Genomic DNA, 26,902 nt, shown 5'->3' on the forward strand with positions numbered 1-26,902 from the left:
AACGGAGCGCCACAGGACCAGTGGACGAGAGGATGAGCAGGCGAACCAGGAGACAGCGACGCCAGAACGCCAAAATAAGAAGGAAAGCCACAACAAGCCCGCTCGCCACAAGAAGGCTATCTGGCACAACTAGACTGCAAGTCACAGGAAGGCTATCTGGCACAACTAGACTGCAAGCTACATGAAGCCTATTTGAAACAATCAGGCTGCAAGCCACAGGAAGACTACCTGGCACAACCAGGCTACAAGCCTGTTTGATAAAGAAAGGGCTTGCCAGGGTACTTGATCAACCGATCACCGGTATCAGTCAGCCAATGGCGGCAATCGTCGCTTCACCGGGGTTTTCTTGACGATCGCGGTGTTGGTTTCCGCATAGGCGTTGAGGCGGTCGAGGAGGGCGTCCAACTGGTCCATGGTGCGTACGTGCAGGCGTGCGATGAAGCAATCTTCGCCGGTGACTTTGTCGCATTCGGTGAACTCGGGGATGGCCTGGATCTGGCGCTCCACCTCCTGCAACTTGCCGGGCAACGGGCGAATCCGCACGATGGCCTGCAGCAGGTAGCCGAAATGTTTGGGGTCGATGTCGACGGTGTAGTGGGTGAGCACGCCGCGCTCCTCCAGGCGTCGCAAGCGCTCGCCAACGCTGGGCGAGGACAGCCCGGTGATGCCCGCCAGGGCCTTGAGTGACAGGCGCGAGTCGTCCATCAAGGCGGCGATCAGTTGCTGGTCGATGGTGTCAATCATGGTGTCAGCCTAATAAGAAAAGGTGATTCGGCTGTCTGGCCTTATTTAAGCGCTGGAGCCGCTACCGAGCAGATTGCCATACTTGAGCCTCATTTGAGGAGCATCAAACGTGGACACATCTATCCGTCGCGGGTCGTGGGAAATGGTCGCCGCCATGCTGATCTCGGGCAGCATCGGCTGGTTTGTGCTGGTGTCGGGTGTATCGGTGATCGAAGTGGTGTTCTGGCGCTGCGTGATCGGCGCGCTGACGCTGTTGCTGGTCTGCGCGGTACTGGGTTACCTGCGCCTGGACCTGCTCAGTTGGGCCAAGCTTGGGTTGGCAATGCTCAGCGGCGTGGCCATCGTCGGCAATTGGCTGCTGTTGTTTGAGTCCTATTCCCGCGCGTCCATCGCCATCAGCACAGCGGTCTATAACGTGCAGCCGTTCATGTTGGTGCTGCTGGCGGCGGTGTTTCTGGACGAAAAGATCACCCTGCAGAAGCTGGCGTGGCTGAGCCTGGCCTTTGTGGGCATGCTGGCGATCGTCACGGCCCATGGCGAGCAGCAAAGCAGCGGAGGCGATTACCTCAGCGGTATTGCGTTAGCGCTGGGCGCAGCCTTCCTGTATGCGACTGCCGCACTGATCATCAAGCGTTTGAAGGCGGTGCCGCCGCATTTGATGGCGCTGATCCAAGTGACCACCGGCGCGGTATTGCTTGCGCCTTTGGTGCCGTGGAACAGCGTGCCGGTTGCGACCCAGGCCTGGGCCGCCCTGGTGACGCTGGGCGTGGTACACACCGGCTTGATGTACGTGTTGCTGTACGGAGCGATCCAGAAACTGCCGACCGCCATCACCGGCGCGTTGTCGTTCATCTACCCGATTGCGGCGATCCTGGTGGACTGGATTGCATTCGGGCATCGCCTGGGTTGGCTGCAATGGCTGGGCGTTGCCGCGATTCTGCTGGCGGCTGCAGGGTTGCAGCGGGGCTGGTGGTGGCCCCGCTCCCGCAGGGTTAGTGCGTGCCCTGGAAGATGATGTTTTCCGGGTTGAAGTGGCCCACACCGCTGCCAGGCTGCGGCAGACCCAGGATATGCCCCTTGATCTTGCCCACCACGTGCATCTCGCAGGGTTTGCAGTCGAACTTGAGGGTCAGCACTTCATCGCCATGGATCAATTGCATCGGCGCCACCTTGGTCTTCACGCCCGTCACGCCCTTGGCCTGTTTAGGGCACAGGTTGAACGAGAAGCGCAGGCAGTGCTTGGTGATCATCACCGGCACTTCGCCGGTTTCTTCATGGGCTTCGAAGGCCGCATCGATCAGCTCCACCCCGTGGCGATGGTAGAAGTCGCGGGCTTTCTGGTTGTAGACGTTGGCCAGGAACGACAAGTGCGCGTCCGGGTACACCGGCGGCGGCGTGGTTTCGGCCTTGCGCCCGCCACGCGGGTGGGCGGCGACACGGGCGGCGGTCAGGGCTTCAATCACTTCGCGGCGCAGGGCCTTGAGCTGCGAGTTGGGAATGAAGAACGCCTGCGGCGCATCCAGCTCGATGTGGGTGGCGTGGTATTCGGTGGTGCCGAGCTGGCCGAGCAGATCGCGCAGCGTGTCCAGCGCCTGTTCCGGTTTGTTGGCCACGCCGAACGGGCCGGGCAGGGTGACGCTGGCGCGGATGCCTTCTTCGCTGGTGGCGGTGACCTCCAGCTGCGCTTCGCACAGGCGCGCAACCCACGTCAGGCCGATACGGCGCTCGGCCGAGGTCTTGAGCAACGCCTGTTGCCAGTTATGGTCCAGGTTGCGGTTCAGGGGATGGTTCGGGCGCAACTGATGCAGGCCAGCCGGCATTTCATTGGGCTCGACGCGGTAGCGGTAGCGCTTCTGGCCATCTTCCTCGAACTCGCCTTTGGCTTCTGCGATGTTGGCGCGGAAACCCACCACCTCACGCTTGATCAATACATTGAGGCCGTCGCCATTGGACAGCGGCTCATGGGTGACCACCTGCAAGTCGCGCTTGCCGGCTTTTTCCACCACACCCACCGGCAGGCCGGTGAAGGTCGGGGTGTCGAAGGCGCCGATGTCGATCTTGCGGTCGGTGACAAAGTAGTCGGTGCTGCCACGGTGGAAGGTTTTTTCCGGGTCGGGCAGGAAGAAATGCGCGGTGCGGCCACTGGAGGCGCGCGCCAGGTCCGGGCGGTCTTCGAGGACATCGTCGAGGCGCTGGCGGTAATAGGCGGTGATGTTTTTCACATAGCCCATGTCCTTGTAGCGGCCTTCGATCTTGAACGAGCGCACGCCGGCTTCGACCAGGGCGCGGATGTTGGCGCTCTGGTTGTTGTCTTTCATCGACAGCAGGTGTTTTTCAAAGGCCACGACGCGGCCCTGGTCGTCTTTCAAGGTGTACGGCAGGCGGCAAGCCTGGGAGCAATCGCCACGGTTGGCGCTGCGGCCGTTCTGCGCGTGGGAGATATTGCACTGCCCGGAAAACGCAACGCACAGGGCGCCGTGGATAAAGAACTCGATGGCGGCATCGGTTTCGTCGGCGATGGCGCGGATCTCTTGCAGGTTCAGCTCACGGGCCAATACCAACTGCGAGAACCCGGCCTGGTCGAGAAACTTAGCGCGGCCCAGGGTACGGATGTCGGTCTGGGTGCTGGCGTGCAGCTCGATGGGCGGAATATCCAGCTCCATCACGCCCAGGTCCTGCACGATCAACGCGTCGACGCCGGCGTCGTAGAGCTGATGGATCAGCTTGCGCGCGGGTTCCAGCTCGTTGTCATGCAGGATGGTGTTGATGGTGGTGAACACCCGCGCGTGGTAACGGCGGGCGAATTCGACCAGTTGAGCGATATCGCTCACCTCGTTGCACGCGTTATGGCGCGCGCCAAAGCTTGGGCCGCCGATGTAGATGGCATCGGCGCCATGCAGGATCGCCTCGCGCGCGATGGCGACATCGCGGGCAGGGCTGAGCAATTCAAGGTGGTGCTTGGGCAAGGACATAGTTTTTTTAGTCAGGCTTGTCACGGTTGAGGCGCGCATTGTAGCTGTGAAATGCCTGACCGGCATCACTTCAGGCTTGGGCGGCCATCGCGGTGACTTCCACGCGCATGCCTTCCACCGCCAATGCGGCCACGCCAACTGCCGCGCGCACGGGCCAGGGCTTGGCGAAGAAGCGTTTGTAGACCTCGTTGAAGGCGGCGCGGTCGGCCATATCAGTCAGATAAATGGTCAGGTGCATCACCCGGTCCATCGAGCTGCCGGCTTTTTCCAGGGCGACTTTCAAGGCTTGCAGGGTGCATTCGCTTTGCGCGGTGATATCGCCCAGTTCCAGGCTGCCATCGGCATGCGTGGGGATCTGGGTAGAGACGAGGATGCCGTTGAAGCCGATCACGTCGGAAGAAATCGAATCGGCATCCGGATCGGGGGTGTAGGACAGGTCGTGGTTGGCCATGGGCGCCTCTTTTTGGCTGTAACAGAAGGCGCCCATGGTCCCCGAAAATCACCGCAGGGGCAAACCGCGGGTTACACCCAGCGGCGGAACAGCACGCTGGCATTCACGCCGCCAAAGCCGAAGCCGTTGGACAGCGCGTACTCAATTGGCATCGGCCGTGCGGTCCCGCGCAGCAGGTCCAGGCCTTCGGCGAGGGGGTCGGGGTTTTCAAGGTTGAGGGTCACCGGAGCGACCTGATCGCGCAGGGCAAGCACGGTGAAGATGGCTTCGATGCCGCCTGCCGCACCGAGCAAATGGCCGGTGGCGGATTTGGTCGAACTGATCGCCGGCTGGCCACTGGCGCCGAAGACTGTCTTGATCGCGGCCAATTCGCCTTTGTCGCCCACCGGCGTCGAGGTGGCATGGGCGTTCAGGTACTGCACCTGGGACGCCTCGATACCCGCCTGACGCAGGGCCTGCAACATGGCCCGGCGTGCGCCGTCGCCGTCTTCCGGGCCGGCCGTCATGTGATAGGCATCGGCACTGGTGCCGTACCCCACGAGTTCGGCAATCGGCTGCGCGCCGCGCGCCAGGGCGTGCTCGAGCGATTCGATGACCAGAATGCCAGCGCCTTCGCCCATCACGAAGCCATCGCGCGCCTGGTCGAAGGGCCGCGAGGCGCGCTCCGGGCTGTCGTTGAAGTCGCTGGACAAGGCCCGCGCTGCGGCAAACCCGGCGAGGCTGACCCGATGGATCGCCGCCTCGGCACCGCCGCACACCGCTACATCGACTTCACCGGCACGGATCATCCGCGCCGCGTCCCCGATGGCCTGCACACCCGCCGCGCACGCGGTGACCGGTGCGCCCAGCGGGCCTTTCAAACCGTAGTTGATCGACACATGCCCGGCGGCCATGTTGCTCAGAAACGACGGAATGGTGAACGGCGACAAGCGCCGTGGGCCCTTGCTGTCAGTGGTGCGCACCGCATCGGCGATGGCCGGAAAGCCGCCCACGCCCGACGCGATAATGGTGGCGGTGCGTTCCTGCTCTTCGACGGTTTTCGGCGCCCAGCCGGCCTGTTTCAAGGCTTCATCGGCCGCTGCCAGGGCGAACAGGATGAAGCGGTCCATCTTGCGCTGTTCCTTGGCAGCCAAGAGTCGGTCGGGATCAAACCCGGCTTGCGGGTCTTGCAGCACAGTCTGCACCTGACCGCCGATGCTGATCGCCAGGTCGCCGATCAATGCTTGCGGCAGCTGACGAATGCCCGATTGCCCGGCCAACAAGCGCTGCCAGGTTGACTCGACGTCAGCGCCCAGCGGCGTCAGTGCGCCCATGCCCGTCACAACGATACGCTTACTCATGATCAATCGACTCCGGTTGCGTTGAGGGTACAAGCCCTATGGACGTTACTATCATCATGAAAGTAACATGGCGCTACGCAACTTTGCACCGACACACAGGAAGCCGCATGCAACGCAAGTCCCTTACCAGCGACGAATGCCCCATCGCCCGTAGCCTCGACCGGGTAGGGGAGTGGTGGAGCATCCTGATCATGCGCGACGCGTTACACGGCCTGCGCCGCTTCGACGAGTTTTCGCGCAGCCTGGGCATTGCGCCGAATATGCTGACGCGCCGCCTGAATGCCTTGGTCGACGCCGGCATGTTGCAGCGCCTTCCCTACAGTGAGCGCCCACCGCGCTACGAATACGTGCCCACGGCCAAGGGCGAAGACTTTCGCGTGGTGCTGATGGCCTTGGTGGCGTGGGGCAATCGGCATTACGCCGAGGAGGGTGTCAGCGTGGAGGTGGTTGACCGTGATACCGGCCAGTTGCTGCAGCCGATGATGGCGAGCGCCGACGGCAACGTGGTGCCGTGGGACCAGTGCGTGTTGCAGGCAGGCCCGGCAGCCAGCACGGGCATGCGCGAGCGGTTGAGGCAGTCGATTGACGTCAGAAAATAAACATTGCAGCTGAGTCAAGTCGCGTATTTCCCCGCCGATAGCGAGTCAAGTAACCGGTTATTCGCATGCCTGAGGGGGCGCCATGTTCAACACTGCACTTAAATCAGAACTGGCGGCCAGGACGGCCGACGTTACCGAATACAAAGGACTGATTGGCGCACTTGAGCGCTCCATGGCGGTGGTTGAATTCGACCTGAACGGCACAGTGCTGCGGGCCAATGACAACTTCCTCAAGACCCTGGGCTACAGCCGCGAGCAGCTGGCGGGTAAAACCCACCGCGAGTTCTGCTTGCCGTCACTCACCAACAGCCCGGCCTACAGCCAGTTCTGGGCTGAGCTCAAGGCCGGCAAGTTTGTGTCGGGCACCTTCAAGCGGGTGGACGCCAAGGGCAGGACTATCTGGCTGGAAGCCAGCTACAACCCGGTGCTGGATGAAGGCGGCAAGGTGTTGAAAGTGGTCAAGTACGCGCTGGATGTCACCGAAAAAGTCTCGCAAGAAGCCGCTACCCGCAGCAAGCTGGTCGCACTCGATCGCGCGATGGCGGTGATTGAGTTCGACCTGCGTGGCCAGGTGCTGGATGCCAACTCCAACTTTTTGAATGTGATGGGCTATTCGCTGGCGGAAATCAAAGGCAAACAGCACCAGCTGTTTTGCGAGCCCACGCTGATCAACAGCAGCGAATACGCAGACTTCTGGCGCCGCCTGAATAACGGTGAGTTCTTCACCGGGCAATTCAAGCGCCTCGGCAAGCATGGCCGCGTGGTGTGGCTGGAAGCCAGCTACAACCCGGTGTACGACGGCGATGGCACGCTGATCAAGATCGTCAAGTTTGCCAGCGACATCACCGAGCGCGTGGAGAAGTTCGAAGAGGACTCTCGCGGCGCCTCGCGGGCCTATCATATTTCCTCGGAGACCGAGCGCTTCGCCGAACACGGCACCCAAGTGATCCAGGAAACGGCCACGGAAATGCGCCGTATCGCCGACAACATTGGCGCATCCGCGCGCCTGGTCGGGCAGTTGGGCGATCGTTCCGAGCAGATCACCGCCATCGTCAATACTATTCGCGGCATTGCCGACCAGACCAACCTGCTAGCGCTGAACGCCGCTATCGAGGCCGCGCGGGCCGGTGATCAGGGTCGTGGTTTTGCGGTGGTGGCCGATGAAGTTCGGCAGTTGGCGGGACGCACCAGCCGCTCGACAGCGGAAATCGCTGAGATGATCGGCATGATCCTTTCCGAAACCCGCGACGCGGTGACCAGCATGAACGCGACCCAGGAAGGCGCCCAGCGTGGCGTCAGCCTGGCGGACCAGGCAGGCTCGGTGATCCTGCAGATCCGCACCAGCACCAGTGATGCGGTGCAGGCAGTGAGCATGTTTGCGTCGAAACTGGATGAATCTGAAGTGATTCCCAAAGCCGCTGTCGGTTGGGTGGGCTGATAGCCGGAGGTAGCGCGGTGTGGAGGAGGGGGGTGGCCCCCTCGTTCCGCCCGGGTATTACTCTTTTACATCCATGAACTCTTGCGCCCACGCCACGTAGCTTTCCGGCAACGTGTAGGTGTGCGTCAGTTCGGTCGCGCTGAGGTTCGACGTGCTGTGGGTCAACTGGCGTTGGGCGCGCAGGCTGTCGTAAGTGGCTTTGATGGCGGCGAAGTAAGCACCGTGGCCGGCGACCACCACGCGTACGCCCAGGCTGGCCAGGCGTTGGCTGTCATTGAGCTTGGGGTTGCCGTAAGTCACCAGCATCAGCGGAACGGTGAGGTGCTCCGCGATCTGTTCCAGGTGTTCGAAGTCGCTGACACCGACCATGCAAATCCCGTCTGCACCGGCGTTTTGATAGGCCAGGGTGCGCTCGATCACCGCTTGGGTCGGCAGCACGCCGGCGTTGGTCCGCGCGATGATCGACAGTTCAGGGTCGACACGGGCTTCCAGGGCGGCCCGGACTTTGCCGATACCTTCGTCAATGGAGATCAGGTCGGTGGACTTGCGCCCAAATTGCGCGGGCAGCAAGGTGTCTTCGATGGTCAGCGCTGCCACACCGGCGCGCTCAAGCTCTTCGACGGTGCGCATCACGTTCAGGGCGTTGCCGTAGCCGTGGTCGGCGTCGGCAATGAACGGCAGTTGCGCGACGCGGCCGATGCGGGTCGCCTGCTCAACGAACTCACTCAGCGTGATCAGCGCAAAATCGGGCGCTGCCAATACCTGCAACGAGGCGACGGAGCCTCCCAGGATGCCAACCTCAAAACCCAGGTCAGCGGCGATACGTGCAGACATCGGGTCGAATACAGAAGCGGTTTCAACGCACGTTGGCGTTGCAAGCAATTCACGGAAATTACGGCGCAGGGCTGAGTGGGACTTTTTCGGCATGATCTTTCCTGGTGCTGGCCATCGTCGACATTCGATCAAAGCCTATTGGTAGACGTGTGAGATTACCATGTAGGAAAACGTAGGATTATGACGTTTAAGAATGGGGTATGCAGCCAGGGCATAGTTTGGCCTGTAATCAGGTGTGCCAGTGAGTACAATCGCGCGGTGCAATTGCAACGAACCCAGCGGACAAAACCGTGTACCTGTTGAAGTGTGAAGAATGAATCGTGCGCTGTTTGTTTCTCTGGATGGGCCCAAGGGCGTCGGTAAAACCACACTGTTGGAAGCCATTACCCAGGTGTTGCGGGCAGACCATAAGAAGGTGATCCGGCTGTGTGAGCGAAAATGCGATCCCTCCAGGGCGCAAACCATGCTGCTCGTGAATCAACTCGCCAGGCATCCCACACAGGAATTGGAGCGCACGATTTGCCAGCGCTTTGCTGACAGCCGCGCGTGGATATCCCAGCACGTGCTGCCTGAACAGCCATCCGACAGCATCATCTTGATTGATCGCTGGTATCCGTCTGACGCCGCATTTCGCCGAACAATCCCGTTTGCAGAGATCCTGCAAATGAACATGGATCGAAACGTACGCGTGCCAGACCTGCACGTCGGCGTGGTGACCGCACCCGACATTTCATGGGCAAGGGCGGCCACACGCCGGCGTGGGCTGAGCAGTACGGTCATCCATGAACTGGCACAACAGGTTGCCTGTACTCACGCGTTCGAGCGCGCGGTTGCAGATCACGGTTGGGTGCTGTGCCGGAATGAAGGAACCGTTGAAGCGGCGACGATGCAGGTGGTTGCAGAGATCAATGCCTTGGTTGTGTAGCAAAGGCGTGCGGTAGCCTGATACGTGATTTAACAAGTGGGCGATGTCAGATGTTCATAAGCAACTGGTGTCGTCGTAGCAAAGCAGTCGTCAAGGGTGTGCCCTGACGGCGCCTCTGTTTGATCAATGGCATAATCGCGTCCTTTCCTGTTCAACGGATGCAAGGACGCCATGTTCAAACCCCTGACCCTTCTGATGCTTTTTGCTGCAATCAGCGGCTGCCAGAGCGTGACCCGGCCCGCCGATTACGACTCCTCGCTGGTTAGCATGCGGTGCATGTTGATCGCGGGTAAAAAACCGTTCGAACGCGACAACCTCAGTTACATCGAGCGCTTTGCCGACTACGGAAACGCCATGTGCAAGGCCGCGTTGGGCAAGATGTATAAAGAGGGTGGATACGGCGTCGATCAGGACTTCACCAAGGCCCGTGCGCTGTTTGTCGAGTCTGCCAAGCTCAATCCCGTCACCAATATTCTGCTGGGGCAAATGGCCGAACGCGGTGAAGGCGAGCCGGTGGATTACGCCAAGGCGCGGGCGTTCTATCGCCTCTCGGGCAAGAATGCCGCGCTGCCACTAGGGCGCTTGATGGAGGAGGGCAAAGGGGGGGCGCAGGATTTGCCCGGTGCCTTGGCGCTCTACCTGGATTCGACCGAGCGCTTTGGTGATAGCGCCTGGGAGGCGATGAGCCGTTTGCGCAAGCAGGGCCAGCCACTGAGTGACGCGCAGGGAGTGCGGTATCAGCAACTCTGGATGTCGGGGTTTCTCAAGGAGCAGAACCGCCGCATGGCGGTGCGAGAGGTTTTCGATGCGGTCAATGCCACGGGCGCAGCGAAGAGCGTGAAGTTGTCCTATCGCTTCAAGTCCGACGGCGCTAAGCCGCAGGTGACGATGGTCAGCAGCTCGGGGGATACGAATGTGGACGGTTGGGTCATGAAGGCCGCATCCCATATTTCGATGGCGGGCTCTGCGCCGCTGACCGACAGCTCCGGTGAGCAGGAGATCGTGGCGCCGCTGGTATTCTCGCCGCTAGACACTAAACGCATGGCTTTTATATGCGGGCGAAAACCTTGCTCTTGATCAATCTGCGGTTGCAGCCTGGACGGGGATGCCTTGCAGCTACCGCTTGAGTCTGAGGTCATCTCAAACTGGTAGTAGCGGCCAAAGCTCTTAGGATGGGAAAGTCTCTTCAAATCGCGACCGTCACACATTTGCTCTCATTTCTGTTGGTCACCTAGGTTATGTAGCAAAGGCGTGCGGTAGCCTGATACATGATTTAACATAATATACATTATGCGCAATATCCTATTGCGTGCTCAGCACCAGCTGCCCAGCAGATTTCACCAGGCAAACTCCTCTCAAATTGATTTGCAGAAATCCTGCATTCAGCCCCCTCATGAATGGCATTAGCTTGAGTGTTCAACTTTACTCGACCGCATGGATGCCATCTCCCTTCGAGGTCTGCATGAAGCGACTCATTGTGATGCTCTGCTGCGGTATCTTGATGGCCGGTTGCGACGTCAGTTTCAACAAGGCGCCGCCCAAGCCGGTCACGCTGACGGACCCAGGCACGCCTGAGCATCAGCAGCGCGTCTTTGAGGCGGCTGGCCGCTTTATACACTTGCTTGATGAGGGCAAAGTCGATGAAACCTGGACGCTGCTCAGCCCGGTGTTCAAGGCCATGACGTCTGAGTTCGTCTGGAGCAACGCTGTCAAAGGCCTGCGACTTGGGCTCGGAACGCTCAAGGAGCACGGCCCGGTGAGCATGGGTTTTACTGATCAGATGCCGGATGCACCTGCCGGGCGCTATGCCGTTGTAGAGTTTCCCTCCACGTATGCCGTGACGAGCGTCAAGGAAAAAGTCGTGTTGCGTGAAGATGGCAACCAGTGGTTGGTTGCCGGCTATTACGTGAACAAGACCGTGGTTTGGGGCGACAGCGCCAAAGAGGTGCGTTAACCTCCTCCTTCAACGCTAGGCGCTTGAGACTTTACTCAACTAAATGACTATTTAGTTGAGTTAAATCAACAAGTTACGCAATCAAAGCTGAAACCGATCGACAGATTGCGACAACTTCCCCGCCAACCCCGCCAGCTCATCGGTTGTCGAGGCTGTCTGCCCTATTACCCGGCTGTTGTTTTCCGACATGCCCGCAATCATCTCCACCTGATGCGAGATTTCATTGCTGGCCAGGCTCTGTTCGCCGATCGTGCGCGAAATATCGTTGACCAACTCCGTGGTACTCAGGGTGGCCTGCAGGATTTCACGGATAGCCCGCTCGACCTCGGCGGTCACGGCCATGCCCTTGTCCACTTGAGCGACGCCCTCCTCCATGCTGGTCACCGCCTCGCGGGTGTTTTGCTGGATACGCCCGACCATGCTGGCAATTTCCTGGGTCGAGGCGCTCGTGCGCCCGGCCAGGCTGCGGACTTCATCGGCGACTACCGCAAAACCTCGGCCCTGCTCCCCGGCGCGGGCGGCTTCGATCGCGGCGTTCAGGGCCAGCAGGTTGGTTTGGTCGGCAATGCCTTTAATCACCTGGATAATGCTGTAAATGGCCTCGGACTCCTTGTCCAGCGTGCGGATGACCTGGGCCGACTGCTGCGCTGAACGGGCAATGCCATCCATATCCTTAACCACCTGGTGAATCACCTTGCCGCCGTCCGTGGCCAAGGCTTGCGCCTGGTTGGCCATGTCCAGTGCGCGACCGGCATGCCGCGTGATTTCCTCGATACTGGCGGTCATTTCACTGGCTGCAGCGGCCATGGTGCTGGCGGCGGCGCTTTGTTGCTGGCTGCTGCCGGCGACTTCATGGCAGCCCTGGCTCAACTGTTCGCTCATGCTGTTGACGCCATGCGCATTGCCGCGCACCACTTCGATCATGCCGCGCAGGTCCCGTTGCATGGTGGCCAGGCTGCGGATCAACGCGCCGGCTTCGTCCTTGCGCTTGGGCTCCACAATCGGCTCGCTCAAGTTGCCCCGGGCGATGCTGGCCGCAATGTGGCTGGCGGTCTGCAGCGGGCCCATGATGCTCAGCATCACCCAGCGACCCTGAGCCAGCAGCAGAACAAGGCTGGCGATCAATACCGCGCCGAGGGTGATGTTGGCCGTGCTGATGGTCTGCCGGGTACCGATGCTGCTTTGTTCGGTGTTGCTCTCGATCAGCTCACTGAGCGCCGCCATCTGATCTTCCAGGGTGCTGAAAGCGGCGTTGAACGTCTCCAGTTCGCTGCGCGCGGCCTCGGGATTGTCCAGAGCCAGGGTGACAATGCGCTCGCCCGTACTCACATAAGTGTCCAGGCTGGGCCGGATCTTTTCCAGGCTGGCCTTGAGCGTATCGTCCAACGGCAGCTTCAGGTTGTCCCCCAGCACTTGGCGGAAGTGCTCAGCGTGTTCCTTGAGCGAACTGCTGACCTCGGCCTTGGTACTGGTGCTTTTCCCCAGGCCCACCAACAGCGCCGACAACACGTCGGCGCGCAGGGCGTCGTGCATCATGTCGGCTTCCATGTGGTTGCGCAGCATGGTCATGCTCACCTCATTGGCCTCCACGGCGGCGCCCATGCGCGTATTGCCCAGGTAGCCGGTCAGGCTCATGACCAGCGCCGTAAGCAGTCCGGTCGCAATCAACAGCATCAAGCGCACTCTGATCGTCATGCTGGTATCCCCCTACCTGGACCGCCGGCTGGAACCCAACCGCTCACGCGTCACTGCCAAGGTTATCGGCAAGAATCTTCGGTTAATGAAGACTAAGTTTGCGGATCTGTACAGATCCCTTAATCTGACCGGCTTCTGCTCTGCCCGGAACCGCTCATGTCTCGAAGTATTGCTCACCTCGCCCTGCTGCTGGGTTTGATCACCGCCGTCGGCCCCTTTGCCATCGACATCTACCTGCCGGCCCTGCCCACCCTGGGCGCCAGTTTGCAGGCCTCGCCGGCGGCTGTGCAGATGAGCCTTACGGTGTTTTTCATGATCATTGGCGTGTGCCAACTGTTCTACGGGCCGCTCAGTGATGTGTTCGGGCGCAAGCCACCGATTTACGCAGGGTTGGTGATCTTTGCCATCGGCAGCGTCGGCTGTGCGTTGGCGCCGACCATCGAGGTGCTGATTGGCTTTCGTGCGGTGCAGGCGTTTGGCGCGTGCGCGGGCATGGTCATCCCCCGAGCGATCGTGCGCGACCTCTACACCGGCCACGAAGCGGCCCGCCTGATGGCGTTGCTGATGCTGGTGATGAGCGTCTCGCCGATCCTCGCGCCGCTGGCCGGCAGCCTGGTGATTTCGCTGTGGAGCTGGCGCGAAGTATTTGCCGTGCTCGCCGTTGTGGCGGTGTTGTGCCTGGGGATGACCATCGTCCAACTGCCGGAAACCCACCCCGCCGAGCGCCGTTTGGGCAAGACCCAGGGCAGCGCGTTCAGCAGCTACGGCGCACTGCTGCGTGACCCGGTCTTTATCGGTTTGTCGGTGGTGTGCGGCTTTGGCCTGGCCACGTTCTTCGTGTTTATCGGCAGCGCGCCGTTCGTATACATCGAGTACTTCGGCCTGACCCCGACCCAGTTCAGCCTGTGCTTTGCGCTGAACGCGGCGTCGTTTTTTGCCATGAGCCAACTCACGGCGCGCCTCAGTGCGCGTTTTGGCCTGGCGCCATTGATTCGTTGGTCAGTGGTGGCCGTCGCCGCAATCATGGCGTTGCTGGCAATCACCACCGTATGGGTCGACAGCCTGGCCCTGATGATGACGCTGCTGTTTATCGGCTTCGGGTTCCTCGGCTTGCTGTTGCCGGCGGCCGGGGTGTTATCGCTGGAGGAGCATGGCGCCGTCGCGGGCTCCGCTTCGGCGCTGCTCGGCGCGATTCAGATGATCACGGCTGCGGTGTCCATGACCCTGGTCGGGGTGTTTGCCGACCATACGCCAGCGCCGATGTTGATCGGCATCGCACTGTGTGCGGTCGCGGCAATGCTCACGGTCATGTGGACATTACGGCGCCTGCCGGCACACCTTTCGGGCGCGCAGCGCGGCGTCTAGCCCGGGCCAACCATTCGTCGGGCCTCACGGGCATCCATTACAACTATCGGCGGGCGCGCAACTACTAATCCCATAGCATCCTTGAACAGCTATGGAGATTGAAAATGACTGACTACCCTCGCCCGCCCTTCGCGCCTCAGGCCCAAGCCGTGCCCGGTACCCAGAAAAAAATGGAGCCCTACCCCGATTGTGGCGAGCAGACGTACAAAGGCTCGGGCCGACTGGCCAACAAGATCGCGCTGATCACCGGTGCCGACAGTGGTATAGGCCGCGCGGTTGCCATCGCCTTTGCCCGTGAAGGCGCCGACGTGGCCATCGCTTACCTGGACGAGCATGAGGACGCCAAAGAAACCGCACGCTGGGTCGAAGAAGCGGGTCGTCAATGCGTGCTCTTGCCCGGTGACATCGCGCAAAAGGCCACCTGCCAGGCGCTGGTGGACAAAACCGTCGAACAGTTCGGGCGCATCGACGTGCTGGTGAACAATGCCGCGTTCCAGATGAGCCACGAAACCCTCGAAGAAATCGAGGATGAAGAGTGGGTCAAAACCTTCGATATCAACATCACCGCGATGTTCCGTATCTGCAAGGCCGCGCTGCCGCATATGAAAGCCGGTAGCTCGATCATCAACACCAGCTCGGTCAACTCCGACATGCCCAAGCCAACCCTGCTGGCCTATGCGGCCACCAAGGGTGCAATTGCCAACTTCACCGGTGGCTTGGCGCAGTTGCTCGGCAGTAAGGGCATTCGCGTCAACAGCGTCGCGCCCGGCCCGATCTGGACCCCGCTGATCGTCTCGACGATGCCCGACGACGACGTACAGAGCTTCGGCAGCGAAACCCCACTGGGCCGCCCTGGCCAGCCGGTGGAGGTAGCGCCGATCTATGTGCTGCTGGCCTCGGATGAAGGCAGCTACATCTCCGGTTCGCGTTACGCCGTCACCGGCGGCAAACCCATACTCTGACGCCTGCAAAAACACCATTGGGGGATCGGGCCAGCCCGCGCCCCCATTTGATCCAGGTTGTTCACGCAGTCACAGGTCAAACCGGTCCACCGCCCTACGCCGCTCATTGTCGTCGCGCACGTCATAGCTGGCGGTGGTCTGGATATTGGTGTGATGCGCCAGTTTTTGCGCAATCGACAGATCATGTTCCTCGATCACCCGCGTGATGAACGAGCGGCGAAAATCGTGCGGCATGATTTTTACCCCCACCTGCTCGCCCCGTTGCCGCGCGATGTAATAGATTGCGTGCTTGGTGATGCGCTCACGGGTGATGTGGCTGCCACGGCGGATGCGGTTGAACAGGAAGCTGTCGTCCTGCTCGCCCTCTTTGAGCTGCTCGCGCCGGAACGCCAACCACGCCTGCAACTTGGCGAACGCCCAGTCGGGGGCGTACTTGATCAGCTCCTTGTTGCCCTTGCCGATCACCCGCAAACTGCGCTCGTCGAAGTTGATCTGCGCCAGGTCAAGGTTGACCGACTCCGACTTGCGCATGCCCGAGCCGTACAGGATGCCGATCACCGCTGCGTCCCGCAGGCCCTGGGGGCGCGGGTCGGCGGCGCAAACGTCCATCATTTCGCGGATCAGCGTGCGCCGCAGGTTGCGGCCCTGGCCCAGGCGGCTACCGGACGCTGCCTTGACCATGCGCATGCGCAACAAGTGTTCCTGGCTGATGAGGCTCAACCGCCACGCTTCATTCATCACGCCGCGCACCGCGTTCACGTACAGCGACGAGGTGTTCGGCGCATAGCCATCCTCGCGCAGGGCGGCTACCAGGGCGATGACGTGTTCGGGTTGCAGCAGGTGCCAGTCGATCTCTTCGAGGTTGATGTCTTCGAAGCCGAGGCGGTCGGCGGCGTCCTGCAGCACATAACGCATGGTCAGTTGGCTGGAGGGCGCCAGGCGGGTGAGATAAAGGGTCAGCGGGTTGCGGATAGACTCAGTCAAGGGAGATCAGCCTTTGGATTAAATACCTCAACCAAGCCATTGTTTATTCGAGGTATTTAGTGAATTGGCGAGGCCCGAGTCTACCCCATGACAGGCGCTCGCACCAAATCACGGGGCCGTATCCTCCTCCTCGGTTGGCCCCTGGGATTGCGTCTGGGTCTGGCTCCACTCGGCGTCTTGCTTCTGCATCAGCGCAAACCAGTGCTGACGCATGAAGGTCACGTACGCCTCCGGGGCCTTGGCAAAATCCTTTTCATCGCCATAGCAACCCGGCAAGGGCAACTCGGTGCCCTGCTCCTTGTACTGGCTGACCAACGCCTGCTGGCCAGCCACGCTGCAGTCCTTGGGCAGCGGCATGCCGCGCAGTGCCCCGGCCTCTTCGTCCCACCAACTGGCACCGACCCGGTCGACACCCCGCAGACGGTATTTCTGCGACTTGCCCACATGCATGATCAGCTTGAATTCATTCGGGCTGACATCGCTGGTGCAGGTGCGCGAATAGCCCACGGTGGCCTGGGTGATGCCATCGCCACTCAGGTCGGTGACCTTGGTCGCGGCCATGTCGAAGCGCAGGGAGGCGTCGAACTCGCAATGCTGTACATCGTCGTAGAGCATCCACACGCGTTTGGGACGATTGCCATCCATCAGGTACTGGGCCGCGTACACAAATGCCGACTGGGTGCCGTCGTCATCGCGCTCGCTGACTTGCTCGGCGAGCACCAACAGGTTTTTGCCCTGGCGATCGTCCCAGGTGTACGCAGCGATCTGCCTGCCGCGTACTTCGACACCGTCCGGCACCTGGTCGATGCTGGTCAGCGCAACCGTCTCGTCGGCCCGCACCGTGGTGATGCACGCGACGCTCATCAACAACCCCATCAACACTGGCCGCAACTGGCCGCGTAAAAGCTGCACGCTATTCATCCGACTACCCTGGCAAGAGACGGCTTACTTTACCGGCACTTGAGGCGCATTGCAGAGAAGATTGTTGAATAAAATTTATCGCCTGCGGGGCCCCTGCACCGTTGAACCAAACGGCCTACAGACCGTTCCTATTGCGCCAGGCAACTAGAGGCTTTAATGCCTTAGTTACTTAGCTGAACCCTAGCTGTCTACCTGCCAAATAAACGAGTTTTTCATCTGCCTTTCATATCTGTTCCACATTTTTACGCTTAATCTTGATCGTGAAACTTCAGAGCAAACTGCGCTACACCGGCTAACCTGTTGATTATGCGTCACCTTTAGCGCCGTTTTTTTATCAGCGGGCACGATATACGCCCCATGATTGCTGCTGTTTTCAAGCGCCAAGTTGTTCTAACCCCCGAGGTCCTGAATCTTTGAAACCCTACCCTATTCATTGTGTGTCGATCGTTATCCCGGTCTACAACGAACAAGAAAGCCTGCCTGAATTGCTCCGCCGCACACGCGCAGCCTGCAAGCAGCTGGCCTACGAATACGAAATCATCCTGGTGGATGACGGTAGCCGCGACAACTCGGCGCAACTGCTCGAAGACGCCGCCGCTGAAGACGGCAGCCACGTGGTCGCGGTGATCCTCAACCGCAACTACGGCCAACACGCGGCGATCATGGCCGGTTTCGAGCAGTGCCGGGGCGAGGTGGTGATTACCCTTGATGCCGACCTGCAGAACCCGCCCGAAGAAATCCCGCGCCTGGTAGAGCAAGCTGCGCTGGGCTACGACGTGGTCGCCACGGTACGCAACAACCGCCAGGACTCGGCGTTTCGCCGCTGGCCTTCACGCCTGATCAACCTCGCCGTGCAACGGTCCACCGGCGTGGCCATGACCGACTACGGCTGCATGCTGCGGGCCTACCGCCGCACCATCGTCGACGCCATGCTCGCCTGCCGTGAGCGCAGCACCTTTATCCCGATCCTGGCCAACGGCTTTGCCCGTCACACCACCGAGATCCTGGTGCACCACGCCGAGCGTGAGCACGGCGAATCCAAATACAGCGCCATGCGCCTGATCAGCCTGATGTTCGACTTGCTGACCTGCATGACCACCACCCCGCTGCGCCTGCTGTCCATTGTCGGTTTCAGCCTGGCCGCACTCGGCATGCTGTTCGCCTTTGCGCTGATCGTGCTGCGCCTGGCCTTTGGCGCCGAATGGGCCGGCGACGGCATGTTCGTGCTGTTCGCGGTGCTGTTCGTGTTCACCGGCGGCCAGTTCATCGGCATGGGCCTGCTGGGTGAATACCTGGGACGCATGTACAGCGATGTGCGCGCTCGCCCTCGATTCTTTATTGAAAAAGTGCTGCGCAACCAACCGGCAGCGCCGGCTCCCGTGGTCGTCGTTGACGGCCTGACGTCCTCCCATACCTCTACTTCTTGCGATCAGGTCCAGTCATGAGTTCAAAAGCTGTTGTATTCGCCTACCACGATATTGGTTGTGCAGGCATTGAAGCGCTGCTCAATACGGGTTACGAAATTGCTGCCGTCTTCACCCATGCGGACGACCCCAAGGAAAACAATTTCTACGGCTCCGTCGCCCAACTGTGCGCACGCAACGGCATCCCGGTGCATGCCCCGGAAGACGCCAACCACCCGCTGTGGGTCGAGCGTATCGCCAAGCTCAAGCCGGACTTCATCTTTTCTTTCTACTACCGCAACCTGCTGAGCGACGAACTGCTGGCCACCGCCGGTAAGGGCGCGTTCAACCTGCACGGCTCGCTGCTGCCCAAATACCGTGGCCGCGCACCGGCCAACTGGGTGCTGGTCAACGGTGAAACCGAAACCGGCGTGACCCTGCACCGCATGGTCAAGCGTGCCGACGCCGGGGCGATCCTGGCCCAGCAAACAGTCACCATCGAGCGCAGCGACACCGGCCTGACCCTGCACGCCAAGCTGCGCGACGCCGCCAGCAACCTGCTGCGCGACGCCCTGCCGTCGCTGGCCGAAGGCAAACTGCCGGAAACCGCCCAGGACGAAAGCCAGGCCACCTACTTTGGCCGCCGTACCGCCGCGGATGGCAAGCTGGAGTGGAAGCAACCGGCTGAAGAACTGTTCAACCTGGTCCGCGCCGTGACGCAACCGTACCCGGGCGCCTTCTGCGCCGTGGGCGAGCACAAACTGATCGTGTGGCAAAGCGAAGTGGTCAAGGGCAACGAAGGCCTGGCGCCAGGCCGTGTGATCAGCGTCAACCCACTGCGCATTGCCTGCGGCGAAGACTCGCTGGTGATCCAGTTCGGCCAGCGCAACGACAACGGCCTGTACCTGGCCGGCCCGTCCCTGGCCAATGAACTCGGTTTGGTGGACGGTTCGGTGCTGCGCGGCGCCGAGTCGGGCCGCAAGCCGCGTCGTACGCGGGTGCTGATCCTCGGTGTGAACGGCTTTATCGGTAACCACCTGTCCGAGCGCCTGCTGCGTGACGACCGTTATGAAGTCTACGGCCTGGACATCGGCTCCGACGCCATCGAGCGCCTGCGCAGCCACCCGCACTTTCATTACGTGGAAGGCGACATCAGCATCCACACCGAGTGGATCGAGTACCACATCAAGAAGTGCGACGTGGTCTTGCCGCTCGTGGCCATCGCCACGCCGATCGAATACACCCGCAACCCGCTGCGCGTGTTCGAGCTGGACTTCGAAGAAAACCTCAAGCTGGTGCGCTACTGCGTCAAGTACAACAAGCGCGTGATCTTCCCGTCGACCTCCGAAGTCTATGGCATGAGCCAGGATAAGTACTTCGACGAAGACACCTCCAACCTGGTGGTGGGCCCGATCAACAAGCAACGCTGGATCTACTCGGTGTCCAAGCAACTGCTGGACCGCGTGATCTGGGCTTACGGCGCCAAGGGCCTGAACTTCACCCTGTTCCGTCCGTTCAACTGGATGGGCCCGCGCCTGGACCGCCTGGATTCGGCCCGTATCGGCAGCTCCCGCGCGATCACCCAACTGATCCTGAACCTGGTGGAAGGCACCCCGATTCGCCTGTTCGACGGTGGCGAGCAGAAACGCTGCTTCACCGACATCGCCGACGGCATCGAAGCCCTGGCGCGCATCATCGATAACGACAACGATGCGTGCAACGGCCAGATCATCAACATCGGCAACCCGGAAAACGAAGCCAGTATCCGCCAGTTGGGCGAAGAGCTGCTGCGCCAGTTCGAAGCCCACCCACTGCGCAGCAACTTCCCGCCATTCGCCGGGTTCCGCGATGTCGAGAGCAAAGCGTTCTACGGCACTGGTTACCAGGATGTGGCGCACCGCAAGCCAAGCATCGCCAACGCCAAGCGCCTGCTGAACTGGGAGCCAACCGTAGAAATGAGCGAAACCATCGGCAACACGCTGGACTTCTTCTTGCGTGAAGCGATGCTCGAAATCGCGGACAAGAAGTAATGCAGGCAGGTCTGCGCATCGACGTCGACACCTACCGTGGCACCCGTGAAGGGGTGCCACGGCTGCTCGACACCCTGGATGAAGCCGGGCTCAAAGCGACGTTCTTCTTCAGTGTCGGGCCGGATAACATGGGGCGCCACTTGTGGCGCCTGATCCGCCCGCAGTTCCTGTGGAAAATGCTGCGCTCCAACGCCGCCGGCCTGTATGGCTGGGACATTTTGCTGGCCGGCACCGCCTGGCCGGGCAAGCCGATCGGCCGTGACCTGGGGCATTTGATGCGCCAGGCCAAGGCCGCTGGGCATGAGGTTGGCTTGCACGCCTGGGATCACCATGGCTGGCAAGCCAATACCGGGCGCTGGAGCGAGGCCCAGTTGGTGGAGCAGATTCGCCGCGGGGTCGACACCTTGAGTGACATCCTCGGTGAACGCGTCGACTGTTCGGCTGCCGCCGGTTGGCGCGCCGACGAGCGCGTGGTGCAGGCCAAGCAAGGGTTCAACTTTCGCTACAACAGCGATTGCCGGGGTACCAGCCTGTTTCGGCCGACATTGGCCGATGGCAGCGCCGGTACGCCACAAATTCCGGTAAACCTGCCGACCTTCGACGAAGTCGTCGGGCCGGTGGTGGCTGCCAACGACTTCAACCACTTCATACTTGACCGGTTTACCGCGTCGGCACTCAACGTCTACACGATCCACGCAGAAGTAGAAGGGATTCTGATGGCCAATGATTTTCGCCAGTTGCTCGCCCAGGCAGGGCAGCGCGGCATCGACTTCACCCCGCTGGGCGCGCTGTTGCCTGCCGACCTGACCACCCTGCCCCAGCAACAACTGGTGCGCGGCGCCCTGAGTGGCCGTGAAGGTTGGCTCGGAGTGCAACAGGCATGATCCGGCGCTGGGCATTGCCCCTGCTCCTGTTGGCCTTTGGCCTGTTTTACCTGGTGCCGCTGGCCACCCACGGCCTGTGGATTCCGGATGAAACCCGCTATGCGCAGATCAGCCAGGAAATGCTGCTGACCGGCAAGTGGGCCTCGCCGCACTTCATGGGCATTCGCTACTTCGAGAAGCCGGCCGCCGGCTACTGGATGATCGCGCTGGGCCAGGCGATCTTCGGCCAGAACCTGTTCGGCGTGCGCTTTGCCTCGGCCTTGAGCACCGGCTTGAGCATCCTGCTGGTGTACCTGGTGTCGCGCCGCCTGTGGAACGACCCGCAAAAAAGCCTGGTCAGCAGCGTGCTCTACATGAGTTTTGTCAGCGTCGCTGCGCTGGGCGGGTACGCCAACCTCGATCCGCAGTTCACCTTTTGGGTGAACCTGACCGGCGTGGCGCTGTGGTTCTGTTTCGACTGCAAAACCCACAAGGGTCGCTTGGCCGCCTGGGCCGCACTGGGTTTTGCCTGCGGCATGGGCTTCATGACCAAGGGGTTTCTGGCGTGGCTGTTGCCGGTGTTGATCGCCCTGCCCTACGCGATCTGGCAAAAACGCTTTCGCGAACTGCTGGGCTACGGCCTGGTCGCCGTTGCGGTCGCGATTTTGGTCAGCTTGCCCTGGGCGCTGGCCGTGCACCTGCAAGAGCCAGACTACTGGAACTTCTTTTTCTGGCACGAGCATATCCAGCGCTTTGCCGGCGAAGATGCGCAACACTCCGAACCACTCTGGTATTACCTGCCGCTGCTGGTGGTGTTCTGCCTGCCGTGGATGGCCCTGCTGCCCGCGACCTTCAAGCAGGCATGGCGCGACAAACGCAGCGCCAAAATCGGCTTTGTGCTGCTATGGCTGCTGATGCCACTGGCGTTCTTCAGCCTGGCCAAAGGCAAGCTGCCCGCCTACATCATGCCGTGCCTGTTGCCCATGGCCTTGCTGATGGGCTCGACCCTGGCGGACAAACGCGCCCAAGGCCGTGGCCGCGTCTTGCGCATCAACGGCTGGCTGAACCTGGTCCTGGGCGTGGTGGTTTTGCTCGCCCTGACGTGGTTCCAACTCAAGAAGCCCGTGTACGAGCACGATCATGAAACCCTCAGCCTGGTGCTGGTGTTCACCTTCCTGTTCGCCTGGATCATCGTCAACCTGCTGCAGGCTGCGCGGCCTCTGCAGGCGTGGGCCGCGCCGGCGATCGGCGGTTGGCTGCTGGTCGCGTTGCTGCCCGCCGCCCTGCCCCACTCGGTGGTGTACAACAAGACCCCGGATCAATTCATCATCGACCACCTGCCGGAGCTGCAACCCGCCGGCGCGCTGTTGAGCAATGACCTGGGCGCGGCGTCCGCCTTGTCGTGGCGCCTGCAACGCCCGGACGTGACGCTGTACAACACTGTCGGCGAAGTGAAATACGGCCTCGGCTACCCGGACGCCAGCCATCACAAGGTCGACACCCGGCACATCCGCAAGTGGATGAACACGGCGCGCAAAAAAGGCTCGGTCGGCGTGGTGATGCGCGTAAAAGGTGACGACGAAATGGCCGAAGTGGCGTTGCTGCCCGCTGACGGTCAGCGCTATGAGCAAGGCAACCTGGTGATTCTGATCTTCCCGCAGGTTGCTCAATGATCACCCTGCTGCTGTTGCTCGCCGCCTGCCTGCTGACCTGCATGGGCCAGGTGGCGCAGAAGTTCGCCGTAGAACGCTGGCGTGACCTGCCCGGCGGCTGGGCGCAGAAACTGCGCTCGCCGTGGCTGTGGGCGGCACTGCTGTGCCTGGGCCTGGGCCTGCTGGTGTGGTTGCTGGTGTTGCAGCGCCTGGAAGTCGGCATCGCCTACCCGATGCTCAGCCTGAACTTTGTGCTGGTCACGCTGGTGGCGCGCTTCGTGTTTCATGAGCCGATCGACCGCCGCCACTGGCTGGGCGTGGCGCTGGTGATTGCCGGCGTTGTGCTGCTGGGGCGCCACGTATGAGCCGCGCTACCGGCTTCGCCCTGGCGTTGGGCAGCGTGGCGCTGGTCAGCGCCGCCCAGTTGGGCATGCGCTGGAGCATGACGCGCTTGCCACTGCCCAACGAATGGCTCAGCGCGCACATCGACCTCGGTGCCCTTGGCGTGGTGGCGCTCGCGATCTTCGCCTATGCGTTATCGATGCTGTGCTGGCTCGGCGCGCTCAAGCACCTGCCGCTGGGCCGGGCCTATTCGCTGCTGAGCATCAGCTACGCGCTGGTGTACCTGCTGGCCGCCAGCCTGCCGGTGTTCAACGAACCTTTTTCGCTGTCAAAAACCCTCGGGGTGGCCTTGGTCATCCTTGGGGTGCTGGTTATCAACTCTCGCCGTGCTAGCGCCGCAAGCCCCAGGAATGCCCCATGAAAATCAGTGTATTTGGTAGTGGTTATGTCGGCCTGGTACAGGCCACTGTATTGGCCGAAGTCGGGCACGATGTCATCTGCATGGACGTCGACCAGCACAAGGTCAAACAGCTGCAACAAGGCCACGTGAGCATTTTCGAGCCTGGGCTGGCGGCCATGGTCAAGGAGAACCTGGAAAGCGGCCGCCTGCATTTCACCTTTGATGAAAAGCTTGCCGTCGAGCATGGCGAAGTACTCTTTATCGCCGTGGGCACCCCGTCGGATGAAGACGGCTCGGCCGACCTCAAATACGTACTGTCGGTGGGCGATGCCGTGGCCCGGCATCGGAGCGAACCGGTGATCCTGGTGGAAAAATCCACCGTACCGGTCGGTACCGGCGACACCCTGCGCGCCCACATCGAAAAAGCCTTGCGTGTGGCTGGCCGGCAGCTGGAATTCGATATCGTCTCCAACCCGGAGTTTCTCAAGGAAGGCTCGGCCGTTGCCGACTGCCGCCGCCCGGACCGCATCATCATCGGCTGCGAGCGCGAAGACGTGCGCGAGGTGATGCGTGAGCTCTACGCGCCCTTCAACCGCAACCACGACCGCATCATCTTCATGGACCTGCGCAGCGCAGAACTGACCAAGTACGCCGCCAACTGCATGCTGGCGACCAAGATCAGCTTTATCAACCAGATCGCCGAGCTGGCCGAGCACCTGGGGGCGGACATCGAAGCCGTGCGCCTGGGCATCGGCGCCGACTCGCGCATCGGCTACCACTTCATCTACCCCGGTTGCGGCTACGGCGGCTCATGCTTTCCCAAGGACATGCGCGCCCTGATCCACAGCGCCAAGCAGGCCAACTGCTCCAGCGACCTGCTCGAAGCCGTGGAAGCGATCAACCAGCGGCAAAAGAGCAAGCTGTTCGAACGGGTCAACGCGTTTTTCCAGGGCAACCTGCGCGGCAAGACCTTCGCCCTCTGGGGCCTGGCGTTCAAGCCCAACACCGACGACATGCGTGACGCGCCAAGCCGCGTGCTGATGGAAGCGCTGTGGGCTGCCGGCGCCAGTGTGCGGGCATTCGACCCGGAAGCCATGCAGGAAACCCAGCGCCTCTACGGCGACGAAACCCGCCTGATGCTGATGGGCACCCCGGAGTCCACGCTGGTGGGGGCTGACGCGCTGATCGTGTGCACGGAATGGCAGCAGTTCAAAGCGCCTGACTTCGACCTGATCCACCAGCGCCTGAACACCCCGGTGATCTTCGACGGGCGCAACCTGTATGACGGCGAGCGCCTGTCGCGCAAAGGCTTCCAGTACTTCCCGATGGGCCGCGGGGATTCCTGCCAGTTGCCGATTCCCCAACAGCAATGGGTGCCACAGGTTGTGGAAGCCTGATACGTGAACACCGCACAACCGCCGCTGCTAAGCCCTACGATCCGCCGCCAGTCCCTCGCCTTGGGCGTGCTGGCGTTGTTGCTGTTTATCGCCGGCAACTGGCACCAGGCGATCATCGGTTTCGACTCACGTTTTGTGCTGTTTGCCCAGGAAATGCTGCGCCACGGGCCGGGGTTTTTCCCCACCACCTACGGCCAGCCTTACGCCGATTACCTCGCCACCTCAACCCTGCTGACCTGGCTGCTGTCGTTGCCGCTGGGCCAGGTCACCAGCCTGACGGCCTGGCTGCCCACGGCGATGGCCAGTGCGGTGATCGTGACCCTGGTGTACCGCCTCACCGCGGCGCATTCCCAGCGCTGGGGCCTGCTGAGCATTGCGATACTGCTGCTGAGCAGTACCTTTATCAGCGAAACCCGCTCGGTGTCCCTCGATCAAATGCTCGCCGCCATTACCCTGGCGGTGTTCTACCTGGGCTATGCCCATGACCACTGGGGCGCGGGTAAACGCCTGCATTGGCTGTACCTCCTGCTGATCCTCGGTTTCGCGATTCGCGGGCCGATTGGCCTGGTCATTCCTACGGGCGTGCTGTGCAGCTATTACCTGGTCAACCGGCAGTGGCGCCCACTGTTCAGTTTTGGCTCGCTGGCCCTGGCGCTGCTGCTGGCGTGTGTCGGCTTGCTGCTACTGATGGCCAAGCTCAGTGGCGGTGAAAGCTTCATGCAGGACGTGATCCGCATGCAGTTCCTGGGACGCATGGACGGTAGCGAAGGCAGCAGCGGCGTGCTGTATTACTTCACCAGCTCACTGGGCAACTACGCCATGGCCTACCCCATGGCGCTGTTGGTGCTGCTGGCGGTAGCTGCTGGTGGGCGGCGCGCGCCATCGCCCGCGTTGCAATTGGTGCTGTATTGCGCGGCCGCGGGCTTGCTGGTGATGCTCGGCCTGTCGATCCCGCAGGCCAAGAAGGCGCGTTATGTACTGCCGATGCTGCCCATGGCGGCGATCATTGCGGCGTATCCCTTCCATGTCACCCAAGGCCGACTGTTTGCCGGGTTGCGGGGGCTGATGCTGGTTATCTGGACGGCGCTGCCAGCCCTCTTGATCGCTGCGTTGGTGGTCGCGCGCCACCACTATCCGCAACCGTTGAGCCAGCTCGGGCTGGTGTTCGGCGTGCTCGGCGCGCTTCAGCTGGTGGCCCTGTTGGCGGCCTGCAGGAAGCGACTGCGGCCGCTGGCGCCGGCACTCGTCGCCGTGGTGGCGGTGTGGGCCACGTATATCGGCGTGGTCGAGCCGCTGCAACGCACGCTCTATGACACCCGCACCTTTACGCTGCAGGTGCACGACCAGGTACTGCAACAGCGCGCGCCGGTGGTGTTGCACGGTCTGGGCAAAGACGCCAAGGCGATCAAGTACATGGTCAACCTCGACTGTGACCAGGTCCCGCTGTTCACCCAGCAGCCGGCTGACCTCACCCCGCTGCAAGGGCCCGCCTGGCTGGTGATGAGCGAGGCGGATTTTGTCGCCTTGAAAGACCCGCGCTTTCGCACCCTCACCCCGACCCTGACCGGTGAGTTCGACAGAAACCCCTACGTATTACTGCACCTGGCCCAAACCCCGCGACCTTGACGCCT

23 protein-coding genes and 3 pseudogenes are annotated in these 26,902 nt (G+C 61.5%); 17 read left to right on the plus strand and 9 right to left on the minus strand.

From position 1 onward, the window contains the following. Window positions 1-303: 303 nt before the first annotated feature. Window positions 304-744 carry an Lrp/AsnC family transcriptional regulator gene (locus GIW02_RS12470; RefSeq protein WP_236419774.1) on the minus strand — a complete coding sequence of 147 codons (441 nt, stop codon included), beginning with the start codon at window positions 742-744 and terminating at the stop codon, window positions 304-306. 109 nt (window positions 745-853) lie between these two features. Between GIW02_RS12470 and GIW02_RS12475 the strand changes: the two genes are divergently transcribed. Continuing rightward, a complete protein-coding gene (locus tag GIW02_RS12475; RefSeq protein ID WP_236419776.1) occupies window positions 854-1,759 on the plus strand; it encodes a DMT family transporter in 906 nt (301 codons plus the stop codon). Here GIW02_RS12475 and GIW02_RS12480 read toward each other — a convergent pair. The 3 genes from GIW02_RS12480 to fabF form a co-directional block, all read right to left on the minus strand. Further along, a complete protein-coding gene (locus GIW02_RS12480) occupies window positions 1,737-3,716 on the minus strand; it encodes a peptidase U32 family protein (RefSeq protein ID WP_236421882.1) in 1,980 nt (659 codons plus the stop codon). The two genes, GIW02_RS12475 and GIW02_RS12480, sit on opposite strands and share 23 nt — an antisense overlap. 70 nt (window positions 3,717-3,786) lie before the next feature. Continuing rightward, the gene (locus GIW02_RS12485; protein ID WP_122538568.1) at window positions 3,787-4,167 is read right to left on the minus strand and encodes a RidA family protein; all 381 of its coding nucleotides are present in this window, start codon (window positions 4,165-4,167) and stop codon (window positions 3,787-3,789) included. Window positions 4,168-4,238: 71 nt separating this feature from the next. Next, complete coding sequence (gene fabF / locus GIW02_RS12490; protein WP_236418478.1) at window positions 4,239-5,507, minus strand: beta-ketoacyl-ACP synthase II; 1,269 nt, start codon at window positions 5,505-5,507, stop codon at window positions 4,239-4,241. A 107-nt stretch (window positions 5,508-5,614) separates the two neighbouring features. On the opposite strand from fabF, the gene GIW02_RS12495 reads away from it, so the two are divergent. The 3 genes and pseudogenes from GIW02_RS12495 to GIW02_RS27260 all read left to right on the plus strand — a co-directional run. Then, complete coding sequence (locus GIW02_RS12495) at window positions 5,615-6,106, plus strand: winged helix-turn-helix transcriptional regulator (RefSeq protein ID WP_236418477.1); 492 nt, start codon at window positions 5,615-5,617, stop codon at window positions 6,104-6,106. A gap of 172 nt (window positions 6,107-6,278) precedes the next feature. Next, window positions 6,279-6,956: pseudogene (locus GIW02_RS27255) on the plus strand (PAS domain-containing protein); the annotation flags it as partial. A 111-nt stretch (window positions 6,957-7,067) separates the two neighbouring features. Further along, window positions 7,068-7,544: pseudogene (locus GIW02_RS27260) on the plus strand (methyl-accepting chemotaxis protein); the annotation flags it as partial. 57 nt (window positions 7,545-7,601) lie between these two features. Here GIW02_RS27260 and GIW02_RS12510 read toward each other — a convergent pair. Next, the gene (locus GIW02_RS12510) at window positions 7,602-8,471 is read right to left on the minus strand and encodes an isocitrate lyase/PEP mutase family protein (protein ID WP_236418476.1); all 870 of its coding nucleotides are present in this window, start codon (window positions 8,469-8,471) and stop codon (window positions 7,602-7,604) included. Between the two features lie 220 nt (window positions 8,472-8,691). Here GIW02_RS12510 and GIW02_RS12515 point away from each other — a divergent pair, with 220 nt between their 5' ends. The 3 genes from GIW02_RS12515 to GIW02_RS12525 all read left to right on the plus strand — a co-directional run bounded on the left by GIW02_RS12515 (window position 8,692) and on the right by GIW02_RS12525 (window position 11,257). Continuing rightward, the gene (locus GIW02_RS12515; RefSeq protein WP_236418475.1) at window positions 8,692-9,303 is read left to right on the plus strand and encodes a dTMP kinase; all 612 of its coding nucleotides are present in this window, start codon (window positions 8,692-8,694) and stop codon (window positions 9,301-9,303) included. Between the two features lie 171 nt (window positions 9,304-9,474). Then, window positions 9,475-10,380: an SEL1-like repeat protein gene (locus tag GIW02_RS12520; protein WP_236418474.1), complete on the plus strand. Its 906-nt coding sequence runs from the start codon at window positions 9,475-9,477 to the stop codon at window positions 10,378-10,380. Between the two features lie 385 nt (window positions 10,381-10,765). Next, entirely contained in the window at window positions 10,766-11,257 is a 492-nt protein-coding gene (locus GIW02_RS12525; RefSeq protein WP_236418473.1) for a DUF4019 domain-containing protein, read from the plus strand. A gap of 81 nt (window positions 11,258-11,338) precedes the next feature. On the opposite strand, the gene GIW02_RS27265 is transcribed toward GIW02_RS12525, so the two are convergent. After that, window positions 11,339-12,202: a methyl-accepting chemotaxis protein gene (locus GIW02_RS27265; RefSeq protein ID WP_456361663.1), complete on the minus strand. Its 864-nt coding sequence runs from the start codon at window positions 12,200-12,202 to the stop codon at window positions 11,339-11,341. After that, window positions 12,197-12,952: pseudogene (locus tag GIW02_RS27270) on the minus strand (MCP four helix bundle domain-containing protein); the annotation flags it as partial. The pseudogene GIW02_RS27270 and the gene GIW02_RS27265, both read right to left, overlap by 6 nt. A 156-nt stretch (window positions 12,953-13,108) precedes the next feature. Between GIW02_RS27270 and GIW02_RS12535 the strand changes: the two are divergent. After that, window positions 13,109-14,317: a multidrug effflux MFS transporter gene (locus GIW02_RS12535; protein WP_236421883.1), complete on the plus strand. Its 1,209-nt coding sequence runs from the start codon at window positions 13,109-13,111 to the stop codon at window positions 14,315-14,317. 104 nt (window positions 14,318-14,421) lie between these two features. Continuing rightward, window positions 14,422-15,279 (plus strand): SDR family oxidoreductase, encoded by an 858-nt coding sequence (locus GIW02_RS12540; RefSeq protein ID WP_236418536.1) that lies wholly within the window; start codon window positions 14,422-14,424, stop codon window positions 15,277-15,279. A 69-nt stretch (window positions 15,280-15,348) separates the two neighbouring features. Here the strand turns inward: GIW02_RS12540 and GIW02_RS12545 are convergent, their stop codons facing one another. After that, entirely contained in the window at window positions 15,349-16,263 is a 915-nt protein-coding gene (locus GIW02_RS12545) for a tyrosine-type recombinase/integrase (protein ID WP_236418534.1), read from the minus strand. A gap of 108 nt (window positions 16,264-16,371) precedes the next feature. Then, window positions 16,372-17,184, minus strand: coding sequence for a M949_RS01915 family surface polysaccharide biosynthesis protein (locus GIW02_RS12550; RefSeq protein ID WP_236418533.1), 813 nt, complete (start codon window positions 17,182-17,184; stop codon window positions 16,372-16,374). Between the two features lie 413 nt (window positions 17,185-17,597). On the opposite strand from GIW02_RS12550, the gene arnC reads away from it, so the two are divergent. From arnC to GIW02_RS12590, 8 genes are read left to right on the plus strand one after another with little or no spacing between them, the layout of a single operon-like run. Then, on the plus strand, window positions 17,598-18,629 hold the full coding sequence (gene arnC / locus GIW02_RS12555; protein ID WP_236418532.1) for an undecaprenyl-phosphate 4-deoxy-4-formamido-L-arabinose transferase: 1,032 nt from the start codon (window positions 17,598-17,600) through the stop codon (window positions 18,627-18,629). Continuing rightward, entirely contained in the window at window positions 18,626-20,617 is a 1,992-nt protein-coding gene (arnA, locus tag GIW02_RS12560) for a bifunctional UDP-4-amino-4-deoxy-L-arabinose formyltransferase/UDP-glucuronic acid oxidase ArnA (RefSeq protein ID WP_236418531.1), read from the plus strand. The genes arnC and arnA overlap by 4 nt, the downstream gene beginning before the upstream one ends. After that, window positions 20,617-21,501: a 4-deoxy-4-formamido-L-arabinose-phosphoundecaprenol deformylase gene (gene arnD, locus GIW02_RS12565; protein ID WP_236418530.1), complete on the plus strand. Its 885-nt coding sequence runs from the start codon at window positions 20,617-20,619 to the stop codon at window positions 21,499-21,501. Before arnA ends, arnD begins: the two co-directional genes overlap by 1 nt. After that, the gene (gene arnT, locus GIW02_RS12570) at window positions 21,498-23,153 is read left to right on the plus strand and encodes a lipid IV(A) 4-amino-4-deoxy-L-arabinosyltransferase (RefSeq protein ID WP_236418529.1); all 1,656 of its coding nucleotides are present in this window, start codon (window positions 21,498-21,500) and stop codon (window positions 23,151-23,153) included. The genes arnD and arnT overlap by 4 nt, the downstream gene beginning before the upstream one ends. Further along, window positions 23,150-23,497, plus strand: a complete 348-nt coding sequence (gene arnE, locus GIW02_RS12575; protein ID WP_236418528.1) for a 4-amino-4-deoxy-L-arabinose-phosphoundecaprenol flippase subunit ArnE — start codon at window positions 23,150-23,152, stop codon at window positions 23,495-23,497. The genes arnT and arnE overlap by 4 nt, the downstream gene beginning before the upstream one ends. Beyond that, entirely contained in the window at window positions 23,494-23,895 is a 402-nt protein-coding gene (gene arnF / locus GIW02_RS12580; RefSeq protein ID WP_236418527.1) for a 4-amino-4-deoxy-L-arabinose-phosphoundecaprenol flippase subunit ArnF, read from the plus strand. The genes arnE and arnF overlap by 4 nt, the downstream gene beginning before the upstream one ends. Next, window positions 23,892-25,271, plus strand: a complete 1,380-nt coding sequence (locus GIW02_RS12585; protein WP_236421884.1) for a UDP-glucose dehydrogenase family protein — start codon at window positions 23,892-23,894, stop codon at window positions 25,269-25,271. The genes arnF and GIW02_RS12585 overlap by 4 nt, the downstream gene beginning before the upstream one ends. A 3-nt stretch (window positions 25,272-25,274) precedes the next feature. Continuing rightward, window positions 25,275-26,897, plus strand: coding sequence for a phospholipid carrier-dependent glycosyltransferase (locus GIW02_RS12590; protein WP_236416079.1), 1,623 nt, complete (start codon window positions 25,275-25,277; stop codon window positions 26,895-26,897). Window positions 26,898-26,902 lie beyond the last annotated feature (5 nt).

Origin of the sequence: Pseudomonas syringae, assembly GCF_021606685.1 — a bacterium.
Classification (GTDB): Bacteria; Pseudomonadota; Gammaproteobacteria; order Pseudomonadales; family Pseudomonadaceae; genus Aquipseudomonas; species Aquipseudomonas syringae_R.